Annotated in this window: 25 protein-coding genes, 1 tRNA gene and 1 pseudogene; 9 read left to right on the forward strand and 18 right to left on the reverse strand. The window is 67.6% G+C overall.

Annotated features, from left to right (window positions below; genetic code table 11):
• Positions 1-59: 59 nt before the first annotated feature.
• Together D3P35_RS12895 and D3P35_RS12900 are read right to left on the reverse strand one after the other, a co-directional pair.
• The gene (locus D3P35_RS12895) at positions 60-416 is read right to left on the reverse strand and encodes an iron-sulfur cluster assembly accessory protein (RefSeq protein WP_118135143.1); all 357 of its coding nucleotides are present in this window, start codon (positions 414-416) and stop codon (positions 60-62) included.
• Between the two features lie 100 nt (positions 417-516).
• Positions 517-876 carry an SUF system Fe-S cluster assembly protein gene (locus D3P35_RS12900; protein WP_118135144.1) on the reverse strand — a complete coding sequence of 120 codons (360 nt, stop codon included), beginning with the start codon at positions 874-876 and terminating at the stop codon, positions 517-519.
• A 76-nt stretch (positions 877-952) separates the two neighbouring features.
• On the opposite strand from D3P35_RS12900, the gene tgt reads away from it, so the two are divergent.
• The 4 genes from tgt to D3P35_RS12920 all read left to right on the forward strand — a co-directional run bounded on the left by tgt (position 953) and on the right by D3P35_RS12920 (position 5,223).
• Complete coding sequence (gene tgt, locus D3P35_RS12905) at positions 953-2,083, forward strand: tRNA guanosine(34) transglycosylase Tgt (protein WP_118135145.1); 1,131 nt, start codon at positions 953-955, stop codon at positions 2,081-2,083.
• Positions 2,084-2,322: 239 nt separating this feature from the next.
• The gene (gene lon / locus D3P35_RS12910) at positions 2,323-4,716 is read left to right on the forward strand and encodes an endopeptidase La (protein ID WP_118135146.1); all 2,394 of its coding nucleotides are present in this window, start codon (positions 2,323-2,325) and stop codon (positions 4,714-4,716) included.
• Positions 4,717-4,890: 174 nt separating this feature from the next.
• Positions 4,891-5,136 (forward strand): HU family DNA-binding protein, encoded by a 246-nt coding sequence (locus tag D3P35_RS26175; protein WP_157982133.1) that lies wholly within the window; start codon positions 4,891-4,893, stop codon positions 5,134-5,136.
• Between the two features lie 11 nt (positions 5,137-5,147).
• Positions 5,148-5,223, forward strand: a tRNA-Val gene (locus D3P35_RS12920).
• A gap of 239 nt (positions 5,224-5,462) precedes the next feature.
• Here the strand turns inward: D3P35_RS12920 and D3P35_RS12925 are convergent.
• The gene (locus D3P35_RS12925; RefSeq protein ID WP_198670608.1) at positions 5,463-6,599 is read right to left on the reverse strand and encodes a calcium-binding protein; all 1,137 of its coding nucleotides are present in this window, start codon (positions 6,597-6,599) and stop codon (positions 5,463-5,465) included.
• Positions 6,600-6,940: 341 nt separating this feature from the next.
• Between D3P35_RS12925 and D3P35_RS12930 the strand changes: the two genes are divergently transcribed.
• Complete coding sequence (locus tag D3P35_RS12930; protein WP_157982134.1) at positions 6,941-7,711, forward strand: CatB-related O-acetyltransferase; 771 nt, start codon at positions 6,941-6,943, stop codon at positions 7,709-7,711.
• A 33-nt stretch (positions 7,712-7,744) separates the two neighbouring features.
• Here D3P35_RS12930 and D3P35_RS12935 read toward each other — a convergent pair whose 3' ends face one another.
• On the reverse strand, positions 7,745-8,806 hold the full coding sequence (locus D3P35_RS12935) for a hypothetical protein (protein WP_157982135.1): 1,062 nt from the start codon (positions 8,804-8,806) through the stop codon (positions 7,745-7,747).
• Positions 8,807-9,061: 255 nt separating this feature from the next.
• On the opposite strand from D3P35_RS12935, the gene D3P35_RS12940 reads away from it, so the two are divergent.
• A complete protein-coding gene (locus tag D3P35_RS12940; RefSeq protein WP_157982136.1) occupies positions 9,062-9,829 on the forward strand; it encodes a CatB-related O-acetyltransferase in 768 nt (255 codons plus the stop codon).
• Positions 9,830-9,928: 99 nt separating this feature from the next.
• On the opposite strand, the gene D3P35_RS12945 is transcribed toward D3P35_RS12940, so the two are convergent.
• The 6 genes from D3P35_RS12945 to D3P35_RS12970 all read right to left on the reverse strand — a co-directional run bounded on the left by D3P35_RS12945 (position 9,929) and on the right by D3P35_RS12970 (position 16,541).
• Positions 9,929-10,864 (reverse strand): hypothetical protein, encoded by a 936-nt coding sequence (locus tag D3P35_RS12945; protein WP_118135152.1) that lies wholly within the window; start codon positions 10,862-10,864, stop codon positions 9,929-9,931.
• A gap of 324 nt (positions 10,865-11,188) precedes the next feature.
• Positions 11,189-12,247 (reverse strand): hypothetical protein, encoded by a 1,059-nt coding sequence (locus D3P35_RS12950; RefSeq protein ID WP_118135153.1) that lies wholly within the window; start codon positions 12,245-12,247, stop codon positions 11,189-11,191.
• A 333-nt stretch (positions 12,248-12,580) separates the two neighbouring features.
• On the reverse strand, positions 12,581-14,002 hold the full coding sequence (locus D3P35_RS12955; RefSeq protein ID WP_118135154.1) for an AtzE family amidohydrolase: 1,422 nt from the start codon (positions 14,000-14,002) through the stop codon (positions 12,581-12,583).
• Positions 13,995-14,198: an AtzG-like protein gene (locus D3P35_RS12960; protein WP_198670609.1), complete on the reverse strand. Its 204-nt coding sequence runs from the start codon at positions 14,196-14,198 to the stop codon at positions 13,995-13,997. The genes D3P35_RS12955 and D3P35_RS12960 overlap by 8 nt, the downstream gene beginning before the upstream one ends.
• 5 nt (positions 14,199-14,203) lie before the next feature.
• Positions 14,204-15,784, reverse strand: coding sequence for a regulator (locus D3P35_RS12965; RefSeq protein ID WP_118135156.1), 1,581 nt, complete (start codon positions 15,782-15,784; stop codon positions 14,204-14,206).
• Between the two features lie 70 nt (positions 15,785-15,854).
• Positions 15,855-16,541, reverse strand: a complete 687-nt coding sequence (locus D3P35_RS12970; RefSeq protein WP_118135157.1) for a cysteine hydrolase family protein — start codon at positions 16,539-16,541, stop codon at positions 15,855-15,857.
• A gap of 62 nt (positions 16,542-16,603) precedes the next feature.
• On the opposite strand from D3P35_RS12970, the gene D3P35_RS12975 reads away from it, so the two are divergent.
• Positions 16,604-16,981, forward strand: a complete 378-nt coding sequence (locus D3P35_RS12975) for an AtzH-like domain-containing protein (protein WP_118135158.1) — start codon at positions 16,604-16,606, stop codon at positions 16,979-16,981.
• A gap of 232 nt (positions 16,982-17,213) precedes the next feature.
• Positions 17,214-18,101, forward strand: a complete 888-nt coding sequence (locus D3P35_RS12980) for a LysR family transcriptional regulator (protein WP_118135159.1) — start codon at positions 17,214-17,216, stop codon at positions 18,099-18,101.
• A gap of 667 nt (positions 18,102-18,768) precedes the next feature.
• On the opposite strand, the gene D3P35_RS12985 is transcribed toward D3P35_RS12980, so the two are convergent.
• From D3P35_RS12985 to D3P35_RS13020, 8 genes and pseudogenes are all read right to left on the reverse strand, one after another.
• Entirely contained in the window at positions 18,769-19,818 is a 1,050-nt protein-coding gene (locus D3P35_RS12985; RefSeq protein WP_232830494.1) for a site-specific integrase, read from the reverse strand.
• A gap of 26 nt (positions 19,819-19,844) precedes the next feature.
• Positions 19,845-20,000 (reverse strand): annotated as a pseudogene (locus D3P35_RS26985) (helix-turn-helix transcriptional regulator); the annotation flags it as partial.
• A complete protein-coding gene (locus D3P35_RS12995; RefSeq protein ID WP_118135162.1) occupies positions 19,997-20,236 on the reverse strand; it encodes a hypothetical protein in 240 nt (79 codons plus the stop codon). The pseudogene D3P35_RS26985 and the gene D3P35_RS12995, both read right to left, overlap by 4 nt.
• On the reverse strand, positions 20,233-20,853 hold the full coding sequence (locus D3P35_RS13000; protein ID WP_118135188.1) for a hypothetical protein: 621 nt from the start codon (positions 20,851-20,853) through the stop codon (positions 20,233-20,235). The genes D3P35_RS12995 and D3P35_RS13000 overlap by 4 nt, the downstream gene beginning before the upstream one ends.
• Before the next feature lie 5 nt (positions 20,854-20,858).
• Positions 20,859-21,056, reverse strand: coding sequence for a hypothetical protein (locus D3P35_RS13005; protein WP_118135163.1), 198 nt, complete (start codon positions 21,054-21,056; stop codon positions 20,859-20,861).
• Complete coding sequence (locus tag D3P35_RS13010) at positions 21,053-21,271, reverse strand: hypothetical protein (RefSeq protein ID WP_118135164.1); 219 nt, start codon at positions 21,269-21,271, stop codon at positions 21,053-21,055. The genes D3P35_RS13005 and D3P35_RS13010 overlap by 4 nt, the downstream gene beginning before the upstream one ends.
• Positions 21,272-21,371: 100 nt before the next feature.
• On the reverse strand, positions 21,372-21,650 hold the full coding sequence (locus tag D3P35_RS13015; RefSeq protein WP_118135165.1) for a DUF2312 domain-containing protein: 279 nt from the start codon (positions 21,648-21,650) through the stop codon (positions 21,372-21,374).
• Positions 21,647-22,477 (reverse strand): hypothetical protein, encoded by an 831-nt coding sequence (locus tag D3P35_RS13020; protein WP_118135166.1) that lies wholly within the window; start codon positions 22,475-22,477, stop codon positions 21,647-21,649. Before D3P35_RS13020 ends, D3P35_RS13015 begins: the two co-directional genes overlap by 4 nt.
• Positions 22,478-22,492: 15 nt before the next feature.
• Between D3P35_RS13020 and D3P35_RS13025 the strand changes: the two genes are divergently transcribed.
• On the forward strand, positions 22,493-23,101 hold the full coding sequence (locus D3P35_RS13025) for a hypothetical protein (protein ID WP_118135167.1): 609 nt from the start codon (positions 22,493-22,495) through the stop codon (positions 23,099-23,101).
• The last annotated feature ends 28 nt before the right edge of the window (positions 23,102-23,129 follow it).

Genomic DNA, 23,129 nt, shown 5'->3' on the forward strand with positions numbered 1-23,129 from the left:
TGGGTGCCTTCCAGTCTCGCGACCGGCGGCCGGGATGCGGGGGATCGCCGCGCCGGGAGTCAGGCCCCGGCGGCGGTGTCGAACTTCACGGATTCGCCGCAGCCGCAGGCGTCCGTCACGTTGGGGTTGTTGAAGGCGAAGCCGCTCTCGAGCAGCGACACCTTGTAGTCGATCTCGGTGCCGAACAGGAACATCTGCGCCATCGGCGCGATAAGCACCCGCGCGCCGTCCTGCTCCACCACCACGTCCGCCGGGTCGGCGGCATCGACGTATTCCATGGTGTATTCCATGCCCGCGCAGCCGCCCTTCTTCAGGCCGATGCGCAGGCCGTACTTGCCGCCCTGCATCAGCTTGCCGATCTGTTTCGCGGCGGCGTCCGTGATGGTCACGGGCGATTTTCCGGGGATGCCGAACATTCTGGCGCTCCTTCATGGCATGGTCCCGCCGCCCGGAGGTCCGGGCAGGGGCATCACATTGAAAATAGGAGGAAGCCTGCCCGCGCGCAAGGGCGCGGGGTCACATGAAGCCCAGCTCGAGCCGTGCCTCGTCCGAGAGCATCTCCATGCCCCAGGGCGGGTCCCACACCAGCTCCACGTCGACGGATTTCACCCCGCCGATGGGCTCCACCGCATCCATCACCCAGCCGGGCATCTCGCCGGCCACCGGGCAGCCCGGGGCGGTGAGGGTCATGCGGATGGCGACGTTGTTCTCGGCGTCGATGGCGATCGTGTACACCAGCCCGAGGTCGTAGATGTTCACCGGGATCTCGGGGTCGTGCACGGTGCGGCACGCCTCCACGACCGCGTCGTAGAGCGGGTGGTCGGTGGTCGAGGGCTGAATGATCGGCGCCCCTTCCATCATCTCGTTTCCGTCCATGGCTCAGATCCTGCCTTTCATTTCCCGACCAATCATATAAGGAAACCGCGCCGCCGCGTCCAGAGAGGCCCCCGAGATGACCGCCACGTTCCGCTTCACGATTTCCGCCACCGACGGTGCGGCGCGCACCGGCACCGTCCACACCCCGCGCGGCGACATCCGCACCCCGGCCTTCATGCCGGTGGGCACCGCCGCCACGGTGAAGGCGATGCTGCCCGGGAGCGTGCGCGCGACAGGGGCCGACATCCTGCTGGGCAACACCTATCACCTGATGCTGCGCCCCGGGGCGGAGCGGGTGGCGCGGCTGGGCGGGCTGCACCGGTTCATGAACTGGGAGCGCCCGATCCTCACCGATTCCGGCGGCTTCCAGGTGATGAGCCTCGCCGGCCTGCGCAAGCTCACCGAGGAGGGCGTGCGCTTCAAGAGCCATGTCGACGGCTCGGTGCACCATCTCTCGCCGGAAAGCTCGATGGAGATCCAGCGCCTGCTCGGCTCCGACATCGTGATGTGCTTCGACGAATGCACGCCGCACCCCGCCACCGAGCCGGTGGCGGCGGAGAGCATGCGGCTGTCGATGCGGTGGGCGCAGCGCTCGCGCGATGCCTTCGGCGACCGGCCGGGCCACGCGCTCTTCGGCATCCAGCAGGGCTCCGTCTTTCGCGATCTGCGCGAGGAGAGTGCCGAGAAGCTGCGCGCCATCGGCTTCGAGGGCTATGCCATCGGCGGGCTCGCGGTGGGCGAGGGGCAGGAGGCGATGTTCGGCGTGCTCGACTACGCGCCGGGCATGCTGCCCGCCGACCGGCCGCGCTACCTGATGGGGGTCGGCAAGCCCGACGACATCGTGGGTGCGGTGCAGCGCGGGGTGGACATGTTCGACTGCGTTCTCCCCTCGCGCTCGGGGCGCACGGGCCAGGCGCTCACCCGGTTCGGCGCGGTGAACATCAAGAATGCGCGACATCTCGACGACCCGCGCCCGCTCGACCCCGAATGCTCCTGCCCGGCTTGCAGCCACTATTCCCGTGCCTATCTTCACCACGTGTTCAAGGCGGGGGAGATCATCTCCTCCATGCTGCTCACCTGGCATAACCTGCATTACTATCAGGAGCTTATGCAGGGGCTGCGCGATGCCGTGGCCGCCGGCACGCTGGAGGATTTCGCCCGCGCCTTCCATGCGCGGCGCGCGGAAGGCGACGTGGAGCCGCTCTGAGGGCGACTCCGGCAGATTGCCCGGCGCCTGTCTGTTCGCGCTTGCGGGCGCCGGCGCGGCAGCGCACACTTCGTTGAAGGATCAGTGACACACTGACTCGGGGCCGGCTTCACATCAGGCACCCGAAGGCCGGGGGCGCTTGAACCCGGCGGGGGGTCACCCCAAATGTGAAGCCCGAATTGGGGGTGTCATGCCGCTGGATGCGCCGGGGCAGGGCGCCTTGCAGAAAGGACAAGTACATGAGCAGTTCAGGAAGCGTTTCCTATCCCGTCCTTCCGCTGCGCGACATCGTCGTGTTCCCGCACATGGTCGTTCCGCTTTTCGTGGGGCGCGAAAAATCCGTGCGGGCGCTGGAAGACGTGATGAAGGAAGACAAGCAGATCCTCCTGTCCAGTCAGAAGGATCCGTCCATCGATGAGCCTGCCGCCTCCGACATCTACGAGGTCGGCGTCATCGCCAACGTTCTGCAGCTGCTGAAACTGCCCGACGGCACCGTGAAGGTGCTGGTCGAGGGCAAGTCGCGCGTGCACATCGACCGTTTCATCGAGAACGACTCCTATTTCGAGGCCGAGGCGACGCTGATCGAGGAGACCGCCAACGATCCGTCCACGATCGAGGCGCTCACCCGCACCATCGCCGCCGAGTTCGAGAAATACGCCAAGCTCAACAAGAACGTGCCGGACGAGACCGTGGCCTCCGTCGCCGATCTCACCGAGCCTGCCAAGCTGGCCGACACCATTGCCGGTCACCTGGGCGTGCGGCTCGACGAGAAGCAGGGGCTGCTGGAGGTCTTCGACGTCGGTGAGCGGCTGGAGCGCATCTACGGTCTGATGCAGGGCGAGATGTCGGTGCTGCAGGTCGAGAAGAAGATCAAGAGCCGCGTCAAGACGCAGATGGAGCGCACCCAGCGCGAGTACTATCTGAACGAGCAGATGAAGGCCATCCAGCGCGAGCTGGGCGATGGCGAGGACGGTCGTGACGATGCCTCCGAGTACGAGGAGAAGATCAACGCGACCAAGTTCACCAAGGAAGCCAAGGACAAGGCGCTGGCCGAGCTGAAGAAGCTGCGCCAGATGTCGCCGATGTCGGCCGAGGCGACCGTGGTGCGCAACTACCTCGACTGGATGCTGGCCATCCCCTGGGGCGTGAAGAGCCGGGTGAAGAAGGACCTCGGCCGGGCGGAGAAGATCCTCAACGATGACCACTACGGCCTCGAGAAGGTCAAGGAGCGGATCATCGAGTATCTCGCCGTGCAGTCGCGCTCCGACAAGCTGCGCGGGCCGATCCTGTGCCTCGTCGGCCCTCCGGGCGTCGGCAAGACCAGCCTGGGCAAGTCGGTGGCGAAGGCCACGGGGCGCGAGTTCATCCGCATCTCGCTCGGCGGTGTCCGGGACGAGGCGGAGATCCGCGGCCACCGGAGGACCTATATCGGCTCGATGCCCGGCAAGATCGTGCAGTCGATGAAGAAGGCCAAGACCACGAACCCGCTCATCCTGCTCGACGAGATCGACAAGATGGGCCAGGACTTCCGCGGCGACCCCGCGAGCGCGATGCTCGAGGTGCTCGATCCGGAGCAGAACTCGACCTTCATGGACCACTACCTGGAGGTGGAGTACGACCTGTCGAACGTGCTCTTCTTCACCACCGCGAACAGCTACAACCTGCCGCGGCCGCTGCTCGACCGGATGGAGATCATCCCGCTCGCCGGCTACACCGAGGTGGAGAAGGTCGAGATCGCCAAGCGTCACCTGCTCTCCAAGCAGGAGAAGGCGCACGGGCTGAAGAAGGGTGAGTTCACACTGCAGGACGACGCGCTGCTCGAGATCGTGCGCACCTACACCCGCGAGGCGGGCGTGCGTAACCTGGAGCGCGAGCTGGCCCGCCTGTGCCGCAAGGCCGTGACCGAGATCGTGAAGGGCACGACCAAGTCCGTCGTGGTGACGCCGGAGAAGCTCGAGGAGATGCTCGGGGTGAAGCGGTTCCGCTACGGCCTGGCCGAGGAAACCGACCAGGTGGGTGTGGTCACCGGCCTGGCCTGGACCGAGGTGGGCGGCGACCTGCTGCAGATCGAGGCGCTGAAACTGCCCGGCAAGGGACGGATGAAGACCACCGGCAAGCTCGGTGACGTGATGAAGGAGAGCATCGACGCGGCCTCGTCCTACGTGCGTTCCAAGTCGCTCAGCCTGGGCGTGAAGCCGACCGAGTTCGAGAAGATGGACATCCACGTCCACGTGCCCGAGGGGGCAACCCCGAAGGACGGCCCCTCCGCGGGTGTGGGCATGGTGACCTCGATCGTCTCGGTGCTCACCGACATCCCGGTCCGCAAGGACGTGGCGATGACCGGCGAGGTGACCCTGCGCGGCAACGTGCTGGCGATCGGCGGCCTGAAGGAGAAGCTCCTCGCTGCCCTGCGCGGCGGCATCAAGACGGTGCTGATCCCGAAGGAGAACGTGAAGGACCTGCGGGACATCCCGGACTCGGTGAAATCCGGCATGGAGATCATCCCGGTCGAGTCGGTCCGCGAGGTGCTGAAGGTGGCGCTCACCCGCCAGCCCGAGCCGATCGAATGGTCGCCCGAGGCCGACCTGCCGCCGCAGTCCAAGCCGGCGGAGACCGACCTCACCGCGCATTGATCGCCCGGTGACATGAGCCCTGAAACGGCGGCGGACAGGCACCTGTCCGCCGCTTTTTTCATGCGCTCCCGGCGGCTGTGTAACCTTTCCGAAACCAGTTGCAATGTGTCGGCCCTCAGGCACTGTGGTTGTGCCGCGGGCCGTTCCGGCCCGGGCCGCACAGGGAGAGAGACGATGAAGAAGATGGAACTGATCGACCACGTCGCGGAGACGACCGGGAAGCCCAAGCGCGTCGTCCGCGAAATCGCGGATGCGCTGTTCTCCTCCATCCACGAGCAGTTGCAAGCCGAGGAGGTTGTTGTTATTCCCCCTCTCGGCCGGATCGTTGTCCGCAAGTTCGGCGAGGGTGATGAGCAGAAGACCGCCTACAAGGTGATCCTCGCCACGCCCAAGTCCGAAGAGGAAGTCGCGGAGGCCTGATCCCCGGTCGGGGGCGGTTAGCTCAGTTGGTAGAGCGCCTCGTTTACACCGAGGATGTCGGGAGTTCGAGCCTCTCACCGCCCACCATGATTTCGGCAGTCCGGCGTGATGCTCCGAGGCGGCAGGCCCGCCGGCGGATTGCTCCTTCCCCGCGCGAGGGCGACCGGAAAGCCGATTTGCCAGGACATGACGGGCGCGCGCCCACGCCGGCGCGCAGGGCGCGGGTCATCCGGGCCTTGGAGGGCTCCGGCGCCGCAACGCTTCGGGCAGTGGATCCTGAAGGGCGGCGGGCCGGTCCGTCCGTGAGGGGCGGGGCCCCGTTGCGGTCAGAAGATGAAGTCGTCGGACCGCAAGGCGCTCGCGTCTACGCCGCGCAGCAGCAGCTGGTCGGTGCCCCCGCCGATGATGAGGGCGCCGTGCGGAGTCTGGTGGATCTCCTGGCGCAGCTCCGCGAAAGAGGCCGCGGGCGAGAAATCGCGCAGGTCGACGCGGTCCTCGTCGGGGTCGAAGTCGAGGATGCGGTCGAAGCCGTCGCCGTCGGAATAGAGAAACCGGTCGGCATCGGTGCCGCCGATCAGCGCGTCGTTGCCGCTTCGGCCCGCGAGGATGTCGCGCCCGCCGCTGCCCACGACCCGGTCCGCGCCCGCGCCTCCGTCGAGCCGGTCGTGGCCGGGCCCGCCGAACAGCACGTCGTTGCCGGCGCCGCCGTAGAACTGGTCGTCGCCGACATGTCCGGCGATGCGGTCGTTTCCGGCCTCGCCGTAGAGGATGTCGTCGCCCGCGGCACCGTACATCCGGTCGTTGCCCGCGCCGCCGAGCAGCCGGTCGTTTCCGGCCTCGCCGATCATGTAGTCATGCCCGTCGCCCCCGAAGAGCGTATCGTTTCCCGGACCGCCGTAGAGCCTGTCATCCCCGATGCCGCCATGGGCCTGGTCTGCACCGTCTCCGCCGTAGACGACGTCGCGCCCACCGCCGCCGCGCAGCAGGTCGGCCCCGGCGTGGCCGTAAACCCGGTCGGCACCGTCGCCGGCGAAGACGGCGTCCTCGAACGCCCCGCCGTAGACGCGGTCGTTGCCCGGCCCGCCATGCACCTCGGAGCCTGCAGGGAGCGACAGGGTGAGCGTGTCCGCGCCCGCGGAGCCGGTGAAGGTGAAGGCGTAGGAACTGTCGCTGATGGAGATGTCGGAGCGCGTGGCATGATGCTCGAGGCCCGAGAGATCGAGCAGGGCGAGTGGCACGCCATCGCCGATGTATTCCTCGTCGCGGATGACCTGGTAGTCGGAGACCGGGGTCATGTAGACCTGCGCGAACAGGGCGGAGGTCGGGTCGCCCGCATCGATGTAGAATGAATGGCTGATGAGCAGGGGGCCCCAGGTGTCGGGCAGGGGCCCGGAAAGAACCCATTCCTCCGGGGGCAGTACGGTCAGACCATTACTTTGATTGGTTACGCTATTGTTTGGCACATCAAGCTCCATGAAATCGTAAAAATGGGTGACAGAAGTCATGAGTGTACTGCGCGATTGTGGAATTGTCCGGGCGAGAGCGGCAGGGGCCGTTCACGAATGAGGATCGGGGCCGTACTGCGCCAGCGGGCCGCCGGACCGGCGCCGCGGTTTCTTCGCCCCCGTCATCCGCGATTGATCGCACAATCAGCGCGGCATTCCGTGGCCGGCGGGCCGAATGGAACGTTTCAGTGGATTGGGCCGTTTTGCTGATGGGAAATCAGAGAGTTACAAATTAAGGAAAAAATTTGACTACGCCGATATGCGATGTAGCTTGAGCCGTACTCCAGATAGAGGGCGCTGTGAAACTTACCATCACTCCCGCAGAAGCAGCCGAGTTGGACAGGCTTGCGATCCGCGCCTTTCAGGGTGCCGGCGCGGCGCCGATCAGGCCGGGGGCGCAGCTGATTTCCGAGCGCGGCATCACGGTGGAAGCCTTCAGCCGGCACCCGCGTGGCATCCTGATGCAGATGGGATCCTTTTCCTATGCGTCCATGAATTCACCAAGTATCGCGCGCATGCAGCTTGGGAGATACTGCAGTGTCGCCGTTCAGGTGAACGTAATGGATGGTCATCACCCTTATGATCAGGTGACGACCAGTCCGTATCATTACGGAAAGTACTTCAAGTCTGATGATATCCCCGAGGAGTACCAGCATCGGGGCAAGACGGAGCCGTTCAACACCTCCTATGGGCCGGTCCGGGTGGGCAACGATGTCTGGATCGGCGCGCACAGCACCATCAAGGCGGGCGTGACGATAGGCGACGGGGCCGTGGTGGCCGGTGGCTCGAACGTGGTGAAGGACGTGCCGGCCTATGCCATCGTGGCCGGAAACCCGGCGCGGGTGCTGCGCCTGCGGTTCGCGGACGAGATCTGCGAGAGGCTCGTTGCCTCGCAGTGGTGGCGGATCTGCCCGACGCAGCTGCGTGATCTCGACATGTCTGATCCCGAGCGTTTCGTCGGCAGTGTCGAGGACCTTCGCGCGAGCGGGCAGGCGATCGAATTCTCGCCGCCGAAGGCGGAGCTCCGGGCCGGCCGCCTGGTGTGGCAGACGGCCGACGCGGCGGCGTGAGGAGAGACCGGCGCGCGGTCCCTCCTTGCCCGATCAGGCGGCCGTACTGGCGCGCGGACGGCGCTTGCGGCGCTGTTCTCCGGAGACCCCGGTGCCCTCGGTGACCACCTCGGTGATGATGTTCACGGCCTCGAGCGTGAGATAACTCATGATCCAGCTCCGCAGCGCCTGGCGCGTGGTCGCCTCATGCCGGGCCTCCGAGCCCAGCGGCAGCGGCACCTGGCCGGCGAGGAAGGTCTCGTTGATCCAGGCCGAGTCCGCCGCCGCCCGGTGACGGATCGCCTCTCCGATCGCGTCGGAGCCGAATTTCATCTTGGGAAACTTCGCCATCTCGGGCGAGGCATACAGCAGGTCGACCACGTGGCGATGATCGTCGGTGCGCGGCAGGAAGGGCGAGAGCTCGTTGGCGGCGAGAAACCAGGCCAGCGCCGCGCCGGGGATCGACTCGTTGGTGGATTTCGACGGGATGTCGATGTCGCAGCCCTCGTCGCTCACGACCTGGCAGAAGTCCTTTACCGCGTCGCCGTCCTTGAGGTTCTTGCGGTCGAAGCTCCTGACGATGACGTTTTCCAGGCCCACGTGCTCCACGTAGCGCTCGAGCTGCATGCGCAGCCGGTAGTGGTACTCGTCGGGCAGGGGCACGTCGCGCAGCCGCCGACCGGCCTTGATGCCCTCCTGAAGGCCGGAGAGATAGAGGCTCGCCGGGTCACGGGCATAGGCGACGACCTTGATCTCGTCGAACATCGCGCGCAGGCGCTCCATCATCCGCCCAATGCCCTCGGGAGGCAGGGTGCTGAACTGTTCGCTCGAGATGATGGTGATGCGCGCGTCGCTGTCGAGGACTGCGGCCTCGAATTCCCGCCAGTGCGCGGCGGACCACTCGTTGATGTCGACACCCTGGCCGAACTTCTGGGCGACAAAAGGCGTCCTCTGGTTCCATTTGCCGCTATAGAGGCCGGGCAGCGCCCATACCATGTCCTCCGGGGCGTGGAAGAACACGCCCTGTTCCTTCAGATACTCCTGAGAATGCCTCAGGGATACCTGGATAGAGGAGCTTCCGGTCTTGTGAGGACCGATGTGGAGGAGAAGTTTCATTGTTCCATCCTGGGGCGCGAGTAGCTTGCGACCACGCTACCCGAGGCTGTGCAGCGAGGCAACCGCACTGGCCCGGACACCCCTCGGGTGCAGTGCAACAAAGGGTGCGTCATTGCAATGGATCATGGGGCGCTCATCCATTAACACTTAACGAATGCTGAGCGATTCAACGCGGGTACGGGGGAGATGCCGTGTCGGGCGGCGAGCGCTCGGCGCCTGTGTGAAGTGACCTGCATCAGAGGTGGAGTCCAAGGAATGCTGACTGAGAAACCCCTAGGAGAAGACGAGCTCGCCTGCCTCGAGAATGCACTGATCTCCCCGGTCGACGTGCATCCGAACCAGAATATCGGCAAGGTGCGCTATTTCCCGGGCGCCACCCTCGAGCCGTTCACTCAGCACAATGCGGCGGGCAACACCCTGTTCATGTCGTCGCTCGGATACATGTCCTACACCTCCTCGCAGATGCTCGGCGCCGTTGTCGGCCGCTACTGCAGCCTCGCGGGCAACATCAGGCTGATGGGAAACAACCACCCCACCGACTGGGTGACCACGCATATCTTCGCCTACTCGCGCAAATACGGCGACATCATCCGCAGGAACGGCTTCCCCGACTGGGATGCCACCTCGCCGGTGAAGGTGGGCCAGCCGACGCTGAACATCGGCAACGATGTCTGGATCGGCCGCGACGCCGTCCTGGCCCGCGGGATCACCATCGGTGACGGAGCCATCGTCGCCGGCAGCGCGGTGGTGACCAAGGACGTGCCGCCCTACGCGGTCGTCGGCGGCGTGCCGGCGAAGATCATCCGCTTCCGCTTTCCCGACGAGGTGATCGAGCGGGTGCAGGAGACGCAGTGGTGGAACTACGCCGTGTCCTCGTTCGGTGACGTGAAGTTCAAGAAGGTCGATCAGTTCATCGAGGCCTTCCCCGACATGAAGCTGCGCAAGCTGCCAGAGATGCGGCTGAGCCTGGAGAAGGTTCTTTCGGGCGAGGAAGTGTTTCCCGCAAAGGAGGAGTGGCTCTGAGCGGCGCTCCTGCGGCCCGGCGCGCCCCCACCCCGCGCGGGGGGAGACGCGCCGGGCGGGACGCCCCGCGCGGCGGGGCGTCCTGTGGTCCGGCAGCCCTCAGGGCTGCTTGATCTCCTTGAGGAAACCTTCCATGAACGCGAGCAGGGCGTCCCGGACCTCGGTGAGGTTGACGCTCTCGGTGCGGGTCGAGGTTTCCGCCGGGCGCTCGAAGGGGTTGCCGTCGATGCCGAAGAACTTGCGCCCCACGGCGATGTTGCTCTCGTTGAACATCTCGTAGGTCTGCTGGGCGTACTCGTTCGAGATGCGCGACATGGTGCCGAGCTTGGACTCGGACAGCAGGCTGATGATGCGCACCCACTGCTTGTTGATCGAGCCGTCCTCGTTCCAGCGCGGGAAATACTCGTTCAGCAGGCGGCCGAGATCGAGCCCGACATAGCCCAGGGTCTCGTTCGCGTTGGGGATGTTGTACTGGAAGCCCTCCAGCTGGTCGCCGAGCCCGGCCTGCGTGAGCACGTCCTTCATGATGCTGCCCTGCACCAGGTGCTTCTTGTCGAAACGCCGGATGACGAGGTTTTCCGCCCCGAAGGCATCGGCCCAGGCCGACAGGAACAGATCGTAGTTGTAGTAGTTGTTGTCGACCCGGACCTGGCGATAGAACTCGTCCATCGGGTGCCGGTGGCCGGCCTTGATCGCGGTCGAGAACAGGCTCAGCGCCAGCGCCGACTGCTCGCGCAGGTAGCACACGATCTTGACGTTGTCGAAGATGCCCGAGACGAACTTGTGCAGGCTCTCGACATTCCCCGGCTCGGTGAGGCGCGAGTGGAAATGCTCCGACGTGATGAGCAGCGTCTTGCCGTCCGGAATGCGCTCGTTCACGTCCTTGCGGAAGCCTTCGAGGAAGCCCTCGTAATACTTCGCCTTCTCGGCCTCGTCCTTGATCTGGAGATCGCGCATGTAGTCGTCGAAGCGGGTCTGGAAATAGGCGACGAACTTGCGATTGTTCGGCCGGTCGAGGTTCTTGCCGAGAAACACGCCGCGTTTTCTTAGCTCAGGCTGGTTGGTGTAAAGAAATTTCTGAATGGTCGTCGTGGCCGTCTTTTCGGTCCCGATATGAAGAATGAGATTGCGTGCCATACGCGTTGGTTTCCCTGAGCTTACGTCTGTCGATATGGTCGGTTCCGCGAGGGCGCGACCCTGAAGATGGAGTGCGGTTCGCGGCGTGTGCAGGCGCGGAGGGGGCGGTGAGGATGTCGGCCCGCCGTCATTCGCGCGGGCGCGCGGGGCTCAGCGCCGGATCGCCTCCGGGTAGCGGGCCCCGCCGGAGCGTGCCGGGGGGCCGCGATGCCTATGGCGGACCTAGACCGCAGCCGCCTTTTCCCGAGCCTGGACCTTTTTCGTGCTGACGATTTCTTCCGCGATGGCGGCGGCGGCGTCCTGGGTCAGGTAGCTCATGATCCAGTTGCGCACCCGGTTCCGTATCTCCTCGGGGGGCACGGATTTCAGCATGCTCGTCTTCGGCCCCAGCTTGAGCTGCTGGTCAGCGGGCAGGAAGGTCTCGTTCACCCAGACCATGTCCTCGTAGGATTTCGCCGAGATGGCCGACTGCAGTTCCTTGTCGGTCAGCTTCAGCGAGGGGAATGCCTTCAGCCGCTCGGAGGCGAGGATCGACTGGATCACCTTGTGGCGCGACTCGGTGCTGGGGCCGGGGTCGGCCGTCTCGTTGGCCATCATCAGCCAGGCGACGGCAGCGCCGCAGATCGACTCGTTCTCGTTCACCGTCTTGATCGTGACGGGCTGGCCCTCCATGCCCAGCACATGGGCAAAGTCCTGCACCGCGTCGCCGTCGTGGAGCTTGTCGCGCGAGAAGTTGCGCACGATGACGTTCTCCTTGCCCACCAGCTCGGCGAAGGGCTCGATCTGCCGGCGCAGCAGCCAGCCGTAGCGGCCCGGCATCGGGAAGGTGGAGAGCCGCAGCCCCCCCTTCATCTGCTGCTGGATGCTCGAGGCGTACATCGACACCGGGTCGCGGGCATAGGCCACGACCTTGATCTCGTCGAAGATGGTCTGCAGGCGCCGCACGGCCTCTTCCGTGCCCTCGGCGGTGAGCGCGGCGAAATGTTCGCTCGAGATCACGTAGAGCCTTGCACCGCAGCCGGGCGCGTTCTGCTCCAGCGCCTGCCAGGCCTTCTCGCTCCGCTCGATGACGTCGTCGGCGTTGGGATACACGCGCAGCAGCGAGGGCAGCGCGAGCCCCGAGCGGGCGGAGTACCTGGCCGACAGCGACCGGACGCCGAGCTCGGTGTCGACGTGATAGACCACACCCTGTTCGGCAAGGCTCTCGCGCGCCTTGCTGAACGAGGCCTGAATCGACGAGCTGCCGGTTTTGTGGGGCCCGATATGCAGGATCAGTTTCATTGCGGTCGTTCCGTAATTCGATGCTTTCAAGGTAACACTATTTCAGGTTGATCAAGCCGCCAAGGGCCAAGGTCAGGTTGTGGCGCATCGAAGGCTGCGGATTTGGCCTTGCTGCAAGGCGATGCTCCTCTCCGGAGGGCCGGGCCGCCGCGGCGGGGCCGGCAGCTGCGCGCGTGGTGACGCCGGGCTGACGCACCTGCCATGAACCCGGATGGGGTGCAAGGTGCCCCCCCGGTTCGCGGCAGGATATCGTTCGTGGCAGGTCGGGGGGGTGAAAGGTCGCGCCGCGATCGGCCGGGCAGGCCGCGCCGGCACCGGCCGCCGTGCCGCGGGTCAGCCGAGCGCGGCGCTGGCCGGGGGAGTCGCGGCGGCGACGCCGGCGAGCTCGAGCCTGCGGGCGAGGCGCAGGGCGAGGGCCTCGCGCCAGGGCGGCACGATCACCTGCACGCCGAGGGGCAGTTCGCCGGGCCGGAAGACCGGCACGGTGACCACCGGCAGGCCGATGCAGGAGAAGGGCTGCGAGAGCAGGCCGAGATTGGGGCGCAGGGGGCGGGCCTCGCCGTTCAGGAGCAGGGTCGTCTCGCCCCGCAGCGGTGCGCAAACCGGGGTCGCGGGCACGATCAGCGCGTCTGTGCGCGCGAAGGCTTCCATCACCTGCGCCAGCCACCAGGCGCGCACCCGCTGGGCGCGGCTGACCCAGGCCGCGGGCAGCAGCGCGCCGGCGAGGAAACGGTCGCGCGTGTCGGGGTCGAACTCCGCCGCGCGCCGGCGCAGCCGGTCGAGGTGGAAGGCAGCGCTCTCGGAATTGGTTATGAGATAGGCCGCGGCGCGCCCGGCTTCGGCACCGGGCAGGTCGATGCCTGCGCGCCGCCGGGCTCCGGCCGCCTCGAGCGCGGCGGCCACGGCCTCGGCGGCGGCGGTGGCGCGGGGCCCGGCCTGGCCGGCGAGCCAGCCGCCGGGAAGGGCGAAACGCAGCCCCTCCGCTCCGCGGCCGAGCCCGGGCAGGGCGGGCTCGAGCGGCCGGCCGGCGCAGCCGTGGTCATCCGGGTCCGGGCCCTGCATCGCGTCGTAGGCGAGGGCGAGGTCGGTCACCGAGCGGGCGAAGGGGCCGAGATGGTCGAGACTGTCGACGAAGGAGAAGGTGCCGGCGCGGGTGAGCCGGCCGTAGCTGGGCTTGAGGCTGAACACCCCGCAGAGCGCGGCGGGCACGCGCAGCGAGCCGTTGGTGTCCGAACCGAGGGAGACGGGCGCGAGCCCGGCCGCCGTGGCGGCGCCGCAGCCGGAGGAGGAGCCCCCGGTCATCCGCGCGGGGTCATGCGGGTTGCGGCAGGCGCCCTCGTGGCTGTTCTCGCCGGTGAAGTCGTAGGCGTATTCGCCCATGCCGAGCGCGCCCACCAGCACCGCACCTGCGGCGCGCAGGCGGCGGATCAGGGCGGCATCGGCCCGGGCGGGGGCGCGGTCGCGGTTGATGGCCGAGCCCGCGAGGGTGGGCAGGCCCGCGACGTCGAAGAGGTTCTTCACCGCGAAGGGCACGCCGGCGAGCGGGCCCGGCGGCCGGCCCGCGGCGAGGGCGGTGTCCACCGCCTCCGCCTCTGCCAGCGCGCGCTCGGCGGTGACGGCGGTGAAGGCGTTCACCTCCGGGTTCACCAGCGCGATGCGGCGCAAAGCCGCCTCGGCCACCGCCCGGGCGCGCAGCTCGCCCCGGCCCACGGCGGCGGCGATCTCGTGGGCCATCGCCCAGGGCAGCTCAGCCATCGGCACTCTCCCCCGGCTCGGGCAGGCGGAAGACCGGGGCCAGCACGAGCTCCCCGTCGTCGAGCGGCACCGCCTCCAGCAGCGCCGCCATCTCCGCGGCAAGGCCGAGGAAACGGGCGGTGCCGGGGCGGTGCGCCGCCGCCACGGGGAGGTCGATCGCCTCCGACACCGCGTCGATATAGGCTTCGAAATCCATCCCGGTCATTCCGCGGGCTGCACGTCGGGGCCGGGCTCATGCACGGCGGGGCTGCTGTCGACCAGCGCGAGCTTCGGGCAGAACCACAGGAACACCGCCACCACCGCATAGGCCAGCGCCACGCCGGGGGTGACCCCGAAGCCCACCGCCGGCCCGTGCATGAAGCCGAAGAAGGTGAGCACCGCGCCCGCCCCGGCAAACCCCGCCGCCCAGGGGAAGTTGCGCTCGATCACGAACACCGCGATGGCGGCGAGCACGAGCCCGGTGAGGATGGCGCCGCTCCCGAGCACGCCAAGCCCCTGGTAGAGCACGCCGTTCTGCGCCATGCCGGCGAGGAGCTCCGGCGTCACCTGCGCGCCCGCCGCCCCCAGCGCACCGTCGATCAGCGTCTTCGCCCAGGCGGCGAGGTGGGGCACCATGCCCAGCACGATGGCGGGGGCGTGTTTCATCGGGCTGGTCTGGAAGGCCTGTGCCCCGATCAGCATGCCGATGTAGAGCAGGATCGGCGAGATGGCGACCACGGGCACCAGGTTGAGGAACACCGCGAGGATGCCGAACCAGGCGAGGGCGAGCACGAACACCCCGGTGGCCGCCGAGTAGCCGATGCGCCCGCCCATCGCCTTCCAGCCCGGGTGGCCGATGTAGACCGCGTTGGCGAAGGGCGAGCCGAGCAGCGTGCCGATGAGCGAGATGGCGCCCTCGGCCGAGATCGCCTCGGTGGTGGAGTACACGTCGCCCGCGGCCTCGGCGGACTCGACGTTGTCCATCGCCTCCACCAGGTCGTAGACGCCGAAGGGGATGGCGGTGACGAGGATGAAGCCGAGGAACTCGAAGCCGGAGAACACGTGGTCGACCGCCGGCAGCGGCACGGAGAAGCCGAACTGCGCGAAGCTCTCGGCCAGGCTGCCCGCGTTCATGCCGCCGATCTCGGGCATGCCCAGTGCGGCGGCGCCCCAGGCGATGACCATGCCGGCCACGATGGCCACGAGGCCCGCGGGGATGCCGCGCGGGTATCGCACCCCGCCGAACCAGCTCACCAGGATGATGGCGAGGCAGGTGAGCCCGATGATCGAGGTCATGAAGATCTCGGTGGCCGGGCGCATGGCGATGAAGGCGATGGAGACGCCCGCCAGCGTGCCCAGCAGGGCGGCCCTCGGGGTGATGCGCCGGATGACGGGTGCGAGGAACGAGCCGCCGATCAGGATGAAGCCCTGCAGGAACACCCAGGCGAGCCCGGCCTCCCAGGCCTTCACCGGGTCGCCGGTCTGGCCGAGGATGGGCAGCATGATCACGAAGACCACGATGAACATGTGCGGCACCGAGGGGCCGGAGGGCAGGGCGCAGACATCCGCGCGCCCCTCCCGCCGCGCCAGCCGCAGCCCCATCCAGGCGTAGTACATGTTGCCCAGGAACAGCATCAGCCCCACCGCGGGCAGGATGCGCCCGAAGGTGAGTTCGTCGGGCAGGCCGACGACGAATTTCAGCAGGCCGGTCATCACCAGAAGGTTCACCAGCACGTTGGTTCCCAGCCCGAACAGGGCGTTCCAGTCGCCCGGTGTCCAGAGCTTCACTGCGGTCTTGTCCATGGTCTCGCTCTCCTGTCGGTTGCTGTGCGGCGGGCCTTCGGGGCACCGCTCTCGTTCATTCGGCTCTCGCTCATGCGGCGGCCGCGGCGGCGGCGAGTGCGGTGGCGAAGCTCCGCGCGTCGCTCACCCAGCCGAAGATTCCGCCCTGCGCCTTGATCATCTCGAGGCCCACGCGGTGGAACTCGGGGAAGTAGGAGGCGCAGGCATCGCCGATCGCCACGCAGCGGTAGCCGCGGTCGTTGCCCTCGCGGATGGTGGTGTGCACGCAGACCTCGGTGGTCACCCCGCAGACGATCAGCGTGTCGATGCCGCCGTTGGCGAGGATCTGGGCGAGGTCGGTCTGGTGGAAGGCGCCCTTGCCGGGCTTGTCGAGCACCACTTCGCCGGGAGCGGGGGCAAGGGCGGCCACGATGTCGTGCCCCGGTTCGCCACGCACGAGGATGCGGCCCATCGGCCCGGGGTCACCGATGCGTTTGCTCGGCGCGCCACGCGCGAGCTTGGCGGGCGGCGCGTCGGAGAGGTCGGGGCGGTGGCCCTCGCGGGTGTGGATGATCAGCATCCCGGCCCGGCGCGCCGCTTCCAGCACCGCGCCGCAGGGGCCCACCGCGGCCTGCAGCAGCGACACGTCGTTGCCCAGCGTTTCGCCGAAGCCGCCGGGCTCGAGGAAGTCGCGCTGCATGTCGATCACGATGAGCGCGGTGCGGGCGGGGGAGAATTTCAGCGGCGCCGGCTCTGCGGCCAGTTGCACATCGGTCATTTCTGGCATTCCTTTCTGCCGGGGAGCCGGCCGGGGCTCCGGCACATGCGGAGGGTGCGGGGATGGATGCGTTCGATCAGGCGGCGGTGGAGGCGGAAATCCGCGCCGAGTTCGAGGCCTACGAGGCGGCTCTGGGCGCGAATGACGTGGAGCGGCTCACCGGCTTCTTCTGGGAGGATGCGCGCGCGGTGCGGCTCGCCCCGGGCGGCGGGCTCTACGGCCATGCCGAGATCGCCCGCTTCCGCCGGGCGCGCGACGTGTCGGACAGCGCGCGCGACCTGAGCGAAGTGCGCATAACCGCCTTCTCCCCCGATTTCGGCACCGCCACCTGCGAGTACCGCCGCCGCGGCTCCGGCCGGCGCGGCGCGCAGAGCCAGGTGTGGATGCGCCGCCCGGAGGGCTGGCGCATCGTCTCGGCGCATGTGAGCCTCGAGCCCTGAGGGGCGGCGCGCGTGAGACCCGACCCCCGAGGGGCGGGGCACGGCAGGCAGATCTCGCACGGCGTCGCGCATCGGCTCCGGGGCTCCGCATCGGGGGTGGGGTAACGGGGGCAGGCTTCGGGGCCCGGCCAGATTCGCCATGGACCCGGAACTCATCGTGCCGCTGTGCAGTGCTGCCTTCCACTGCTATGATTTCAGAATTCCGATGCAGAATTTGCAGCAGTGAGCCGCCATGCGCCACCTCACCACCCTGATGATGATCCGCGATGTCGCCCGCGCCGGCTCGATCCGCCGCGCGGCGGAGGACATGAACATCACCGGCTCGGCGCTCAACCGCCGCCTGCAGGCCTTCGAGGAGGAGCTGGGCACGCCGATCTTCGAGCGCCTGCCGCGCGGCGTGCGGCTCAACCCGGCGGGGGAGCTGCTGATGCAGCACATCCAGGCCCAGGCGGGAGACCTCGCCCGGGTGCGCAGCCTGATCGCCGATCTGGGCGGCGAACGGCGCGGCCATGTCTCCATCGCCTGCTCGCAGGCGCTCAACCCGGTGTTCCTGCCGCGCGAGGTGGCGCGCTACCGCCGGGAGCACCCCGGTGTCACCTTCTCGATCCGCATCCGAGACCGCGCCCAGGCCGAGCAGGAGCTGAGCAGCTTTGCCACCGACCTCGCGCTGGTGTTCGAGCCGATGCACCTGGTGGATTTCGAGGTGATCCAGGCCACCGAACAGCCGGTGCGCGCCGTGCTCTCGGCCGATCACCCCTTCGCGCGGCGCGAGGTGCTGCGGCTGCGCGACTGCCTGGCCGAGCCGCATGTGATCCCTTCGCCGGAATACGGCGTGCGCCACCTGCTGGAGCAGGCGACGCGCGGGCGCTCGATTGCGCTGCGCCCGGTGGTGGAGGCCGACAGCTTCGAGCTGATGCGCCGTTACGTGCTCTATGAGCAGGTGGTGGGCTTCCAGATCCCGATCGGCATCCCGGATGAGCCGGGCAACGGCCTCGTGCTGCGCCCGATCCACCGCGACGACCTCGCCCCCGGCCTGCTGCTGCTGGGCCAGATGCGCGGCCGCACGCTGCCTGTCGCCTCCGCCAAGTTTGCCCAGCAGATCGCCCGCGCGCTGCAGTGAGGCCCGGCGCCGGCGCGGCGGCGCATCGACTAGCCCGCCGCACGCCGGAGCGCTTCATCAGCGCGAGGCCCGGTTCCACGCCCTCGATGGCCGGGGTGCGCGGGACGGTCACCGCCCTCTCGCCGGGGCCATGGATCGGATCGGCGATGCGCCGGGTGAAGCAGGTCACGGGGGCCGTGGTCCTGCCGGAAGGCCTTGTCGAGGCCAACGTCCCGGCCGGGCGCGGTCTCCGGATCGGGATTGCGCCGGCGGGTGTCGGCGTCGCCATGCGGCCCGAAAGGCGTGGGCTACCCGATGAACGCGCCACAGCGATCAAGGGGAGCGTGGACGCGCCCGCGCTCCCTGAGGTTGCAGGTGCTCGCCCGGGCCACGCGAAGCGCCTACGCCGGGTGTGAATGAATACGTGCGGCAGGGGGCGGCGCAGCTTCCGGGAGAATCGCGCATGCCGGGCAGATCACCCCGGGCGGATCCCGGCTGGCTTCATGCAATCGGTTGCATCTGACGGCCTGTCCATTCCACACGCGCTCTGTCCGGCCGGAATGGCCGATTTGCAACGCCTTGACATGACTAGAAATCTGGAGCGGGCGACCGGGTTCGAACCGGCGACCCTCAGCTTGGGAAGCTTCGCGGCCTCATGTAAAGTGAAGCAATTTCAATGTCGTACAGATCACGCTTTCCGGGGTGTGGGTCTATTGTGGGTGGACTCGGCTATTTCCATCGCCTCCAGCAGGTCTGCCATCTGGACGTGGGCATAGCGCGAGGTGGTCGTGATGTCGGCGTGGCCTGCGAGCTTCTGCGCGGCGGCAATCCCCCGGGCCCTGGTCATCCGAGAGAGGGCGGTATGCCTCAGGTCGTGGAAGCGGAAGTCGGGGATGCGGGCGGCCTCGAGCGCATCCCACCATGGCTTTTTCCAGCCGGCGGCGGTGAAGGGGCGTAGCTGCTTGCCGCGAAACTTGTAGAGGAACACGCGGTCGCAGCCTTCGGCCTTAGGCAGGTTCGCGAGGAGCAGCACGAGGGTTGCGGACAGCGGGATGGCATGGTGTTCGCCGCCCTTCATCTCCCGGAACGTGAGCGCTCTCGCGCGCAGGTCCACGTCTCGCCATTCCAGCTTGATGGCGCTGCCGACGCGGCATCCGGTGATGAGGCAGAAGCGGACTAGCGGATGGAAGTCTTCACGCAGGTTCGCGAACAGACGCTGTTCTTCGTCGGCTGTGAGCTCGCGCACGCGCTCCCGAGGCTCCCTGAGCGTGAGGGCCTTCCAGTCGATATCGGGCACCGCGGCATTCAGGTTCTTCTGGGCGTAGGAGAGCACACGGCGGAGCAGCTGCAGCTCGCGGTTCACTGTGGCGTTGGCCGCGGCCGCCCTGCGGCGCGCTGTGTGCTCGGTGAGGGTGGCGGTTGTGATGGTGTCCAGCGGCGTTGTTCTCTGCAGGCTCGCCAGCAGCGCCCGAGACTGGCTCTGTGTCGTTCGCCATGAGGGCTGATACATCGCGACGTTGGCTGCGTAGGTGCCGAGCGCCTGGTCGAGTGTCAGGTGCTGCCGGTCGTCGCCATGCATGATGCGATCTCGCTCGGCGCGGACCGCATGCTCCTCTATCTCCTTCGCCCGGGTCTTGGACGTTTCGCCAGTGCTTCCTCGAACCCGATAACGCCGCCCTGCAACTGTGATCGTCCGGTCGTAGTGATAGTGGGGCGAGCCCTCGCGCTTGAACGGCATCGGTCCTCCGAGGTCTGGTCGGCGATAAATTCTTGCAAGTCGTCGAGGCGATATCGCACGCATCGACCGAGACGGATATACTTCAGCCCCCGCTGGCGGAGCTTGTCCAGCATTCGTGTTGACACGCGGAGGACCGCGGCGGCCTCGGTTTTAGTCAGGAGCGGTGCAGCCTCGGGCATCATTCGGCCTCCTTCTCCGGCCGGCACGTCCGGCAGGGCATGCAGCCGTTGTCCCAGCGCGGGTGCCACGAGACGACGCCCTGCCCGCGGCAGTTCACGCAGGATCTCCTCGCCCCCTCCACCAACCACATCACCTGGTCGGCCGCTGATTCCTGCGTCTCGTGCCGGCCGCGGTGGATCATCTCGTAGACGTGGTGTGCGCCGTCCTTGTCGCGGCGGATGGTGAAGCCGCTGCTCATGCTGCCGCCTCCTGCATTGCATGCTCGCCCCACTGGTCGGCCATCGCGGCGGCGATGCCGGGGAAGAAGCGCGAGCGCTCGCGCCAGCGGTCTGGCCCGGGCGGCATGCGGTGCACCCGCGCCTCGCGGCCGGCGACGATCTTGGTGGGCTGCAACGGCGGCAGGTTCTTCAGCCACAGGCAGGTGCGCTTGCTCTCGCCGTGCCCGTACTGCCAGGGCTGCACGCTCTGCGCCGGCGGGGCGTAGTTCGCGATGCACTCCTTCGCGTGCCGGTGCATCACCGGGTTCTCGACCGCGATGCGCTCGATGGGGGCATTCCAGAAGGCGGAGAACAGCGCAGCGCCCTCCTCGAGCTCTGCCCACATGTCGGCGCGCGTGCGGCCGGCGGGCGGCTTCGAGAGCCAGCGCACGCCGCTGTTGCACAGCCGGGTACAGGGCGGGTGCGCGACAATCAGCAGATCCCAGCCATCGCCCAGCAGGTCCCGGGCATCGCCCACGATGTGCTTGTTGGAGCGATCCTCGGCCGGCAGCAGGTCGCAGGACCATGCGTCATGCCCGCGGGCCGCGAAGGCGCGGCGCACGATGCCGGAGAACTCGCAGGCGACCAGCACGCGCATCTCGGTCATGACAGCCACCACAGCACCGCGAGAGCGATGAGCAACCACCCGAAGCCGCCCAGGGTGGCGGCGAGCAGGAACGGCCGGAGGCCGCGCAGGCAGATACCGTGCGCGTCGGCCAGGATGCTGGCGGCGAGCAGGCCCGCGCTCACGCCGCAGACCGCGACGAAAGACAGGGGCAATGCGAGGGTGAGGTCGATCATGCCGGCGCCCTCAGTTCGGCCCGACGCCCAGCGATCTCGGCGCGCATGCGGGTGAGCGTGTCGTGCTCGGTGGCGGCGGCGTGCTGGCCATTGATCGCCAGCCGTTCGGCCTCCTGCAGCACCCGGGCCGCGAGATCGCGGTGGCAGTTGTGATGGTGCGTCGCGGCCTCGTGGAGAAGCTGCGAGACCTGCGCGGAATACTCTCCGAGACGCATCGTGTGTGCTCCTGATCGGGGTTGATTGCGCCCGCCGGCATAAGGGGACTGATGCCGGCGGGCTGGCTGCTCGGCCTGGGGGATAGGGGCCGGGCAGATCTCACATGCCAAGGGCTTCGCGGTAGAGCTCGAGGACGGCCTCCTCCTCGGAGATCTCCTGCGGGTCCTTCTTGCGCAGCGAGATGATCTTGCGCAGCACCTTGGTGTCGTAGCCGCGCGCCTTGGCCTCGGTCATCACATCCTTCTGCTGGTCCGCGATGTCTCGCTTCCCGGCATCGAGCCGCTCGTAGCGCTCGATGAACTGGCGCAACTCGCCCGCGGTCACGCGGTACTGGGAGGGCGTGGTGTCATCCTGCTGCTCTGTGGCGATGTCGGTCATGCGCGGCCATTCCATGCTTCGATTGCAGCAGCCCGCGCCTGTTCGGTCGCCGAGCGCTTCGCGTCGGCGATGACGGCGGCGGACTTGCCGTCCGGGTCGATGTCGGGGGTGTAGTGGTGCAGGCGGATGCCGTAGTCGGGATGCCCCTTCCAGGCATGCTTGACCCAGACCCAATGCCCGGGCCTACCCGGCCGGAGCTCAGAGTGCGCGGTCTCCTGATCGTACTTGCGCCAATGCGCTCGGGCGAAGTGGAGTGGGAGGCGGTGCGATGCCAGCGCGTCGGCGGATTTGGGACAGACCTCGTCGCCCACCGTCCAGGAGACGCTGTGCCATGCGGCGGGAGCTACGCCCGAGGTGGCGCGTTCGGCGGCGCGGCGCATTTGACGGCCTAGATCTCTCCGGCGCACGAGGCGCGGCTCGGAAATCAGGTCAGCGAGGAGGTCCAGTCGCTGGGCGAGGGAGCACGCAAGCTGGATCTGTTCGCGAGAGCGGAGGGGTGCCCTAGGCTGGAAGCTCGTAGACCTGCTACGAAAGCAGCAAATTGGGGTGAAGCCTTCATCACGAGTGGCGAACCACATCTGCACACAGCCGTCACTCGCCGCATTCATCATGGCTGCCCAGTTGCTGGTTTCGAAGACTGTCGTTGGGGCAGGCATCATGAGCTGGAGCGCGCACGGCGCATTCGGATGCGCCGCGTTGATGTCGTTGATCACGCGATTGACGGTCTCGAACATGCGATCTTCGATGAGAAAGTGCTGTGCATCTGCGAGCGCATGGCGAAGGTCGGGGGTTCCGTTCGTGAACGCCTGAAGCGTGAGCGGGCCCATCAGGAGATCCCCACGATGGCCGCAGTGAGCGGGTGCGTGATGTCGGATCGTTTGGCGCCACCGCAGGCGGCGGCCGAAATGCCGTTGACCTGCCCGGCCGCTTTCGCTCCAGATAGCCGCAGGTATTCGTGGAGTCTTGTTATGTCAGTTGTAGCCTTTGCCTTTCGGCTCATTGTCGGGATCGTGTTCGGCATCCTGTCAGCAGTGATGCTGTCTCCAGCTGCGGCTGCTCTCGCCGGCAATGCTAGGCAGACAACCGCCATCGCCCTCGTCGCCTCGGTGTTTGCCTGTGGGCTGCTCTGCGTTGCCGCGCCGACAGCGCGGCGCGCGCTCGGCCGTGGGTTTCTTGTGTTGGGTGCCTGCACGTTCGCCCTCCCACTATCCGCGTTCCTCTTGTCCGGCCGCGCGGTGACGGAGATCGTCGCGAACTCCGAACCGGGCACGGAGATCTGGGCAGCGGTGGGCGCTGGCGCCGGCGGCGCGCTGGTGACCGGCATGGCCACCTTCATGGGATTCATCGTGGGGACGCTTCTGCTTCTGGTGGGGCTGGTGCTTGCCCTCGGCGGCCGGAGAGAGGTCATCATCATCGAGAGAGTTTCCTCAGACCGCGGCCAGATACGCTGAGACTCTGCAAGGCTGCTGCACGCCGCCA

This window comes from Oceanicella sp. SM1341, from assembly GCF_003448965.1.
In the GTDB taxonomy this organism is placed as follows: domain Bacteria; phylum Pseudomonadota; class Alphaproteobacteria; order Rhodobacterales; family Rhodobacteraceae; genus Paroceanicella.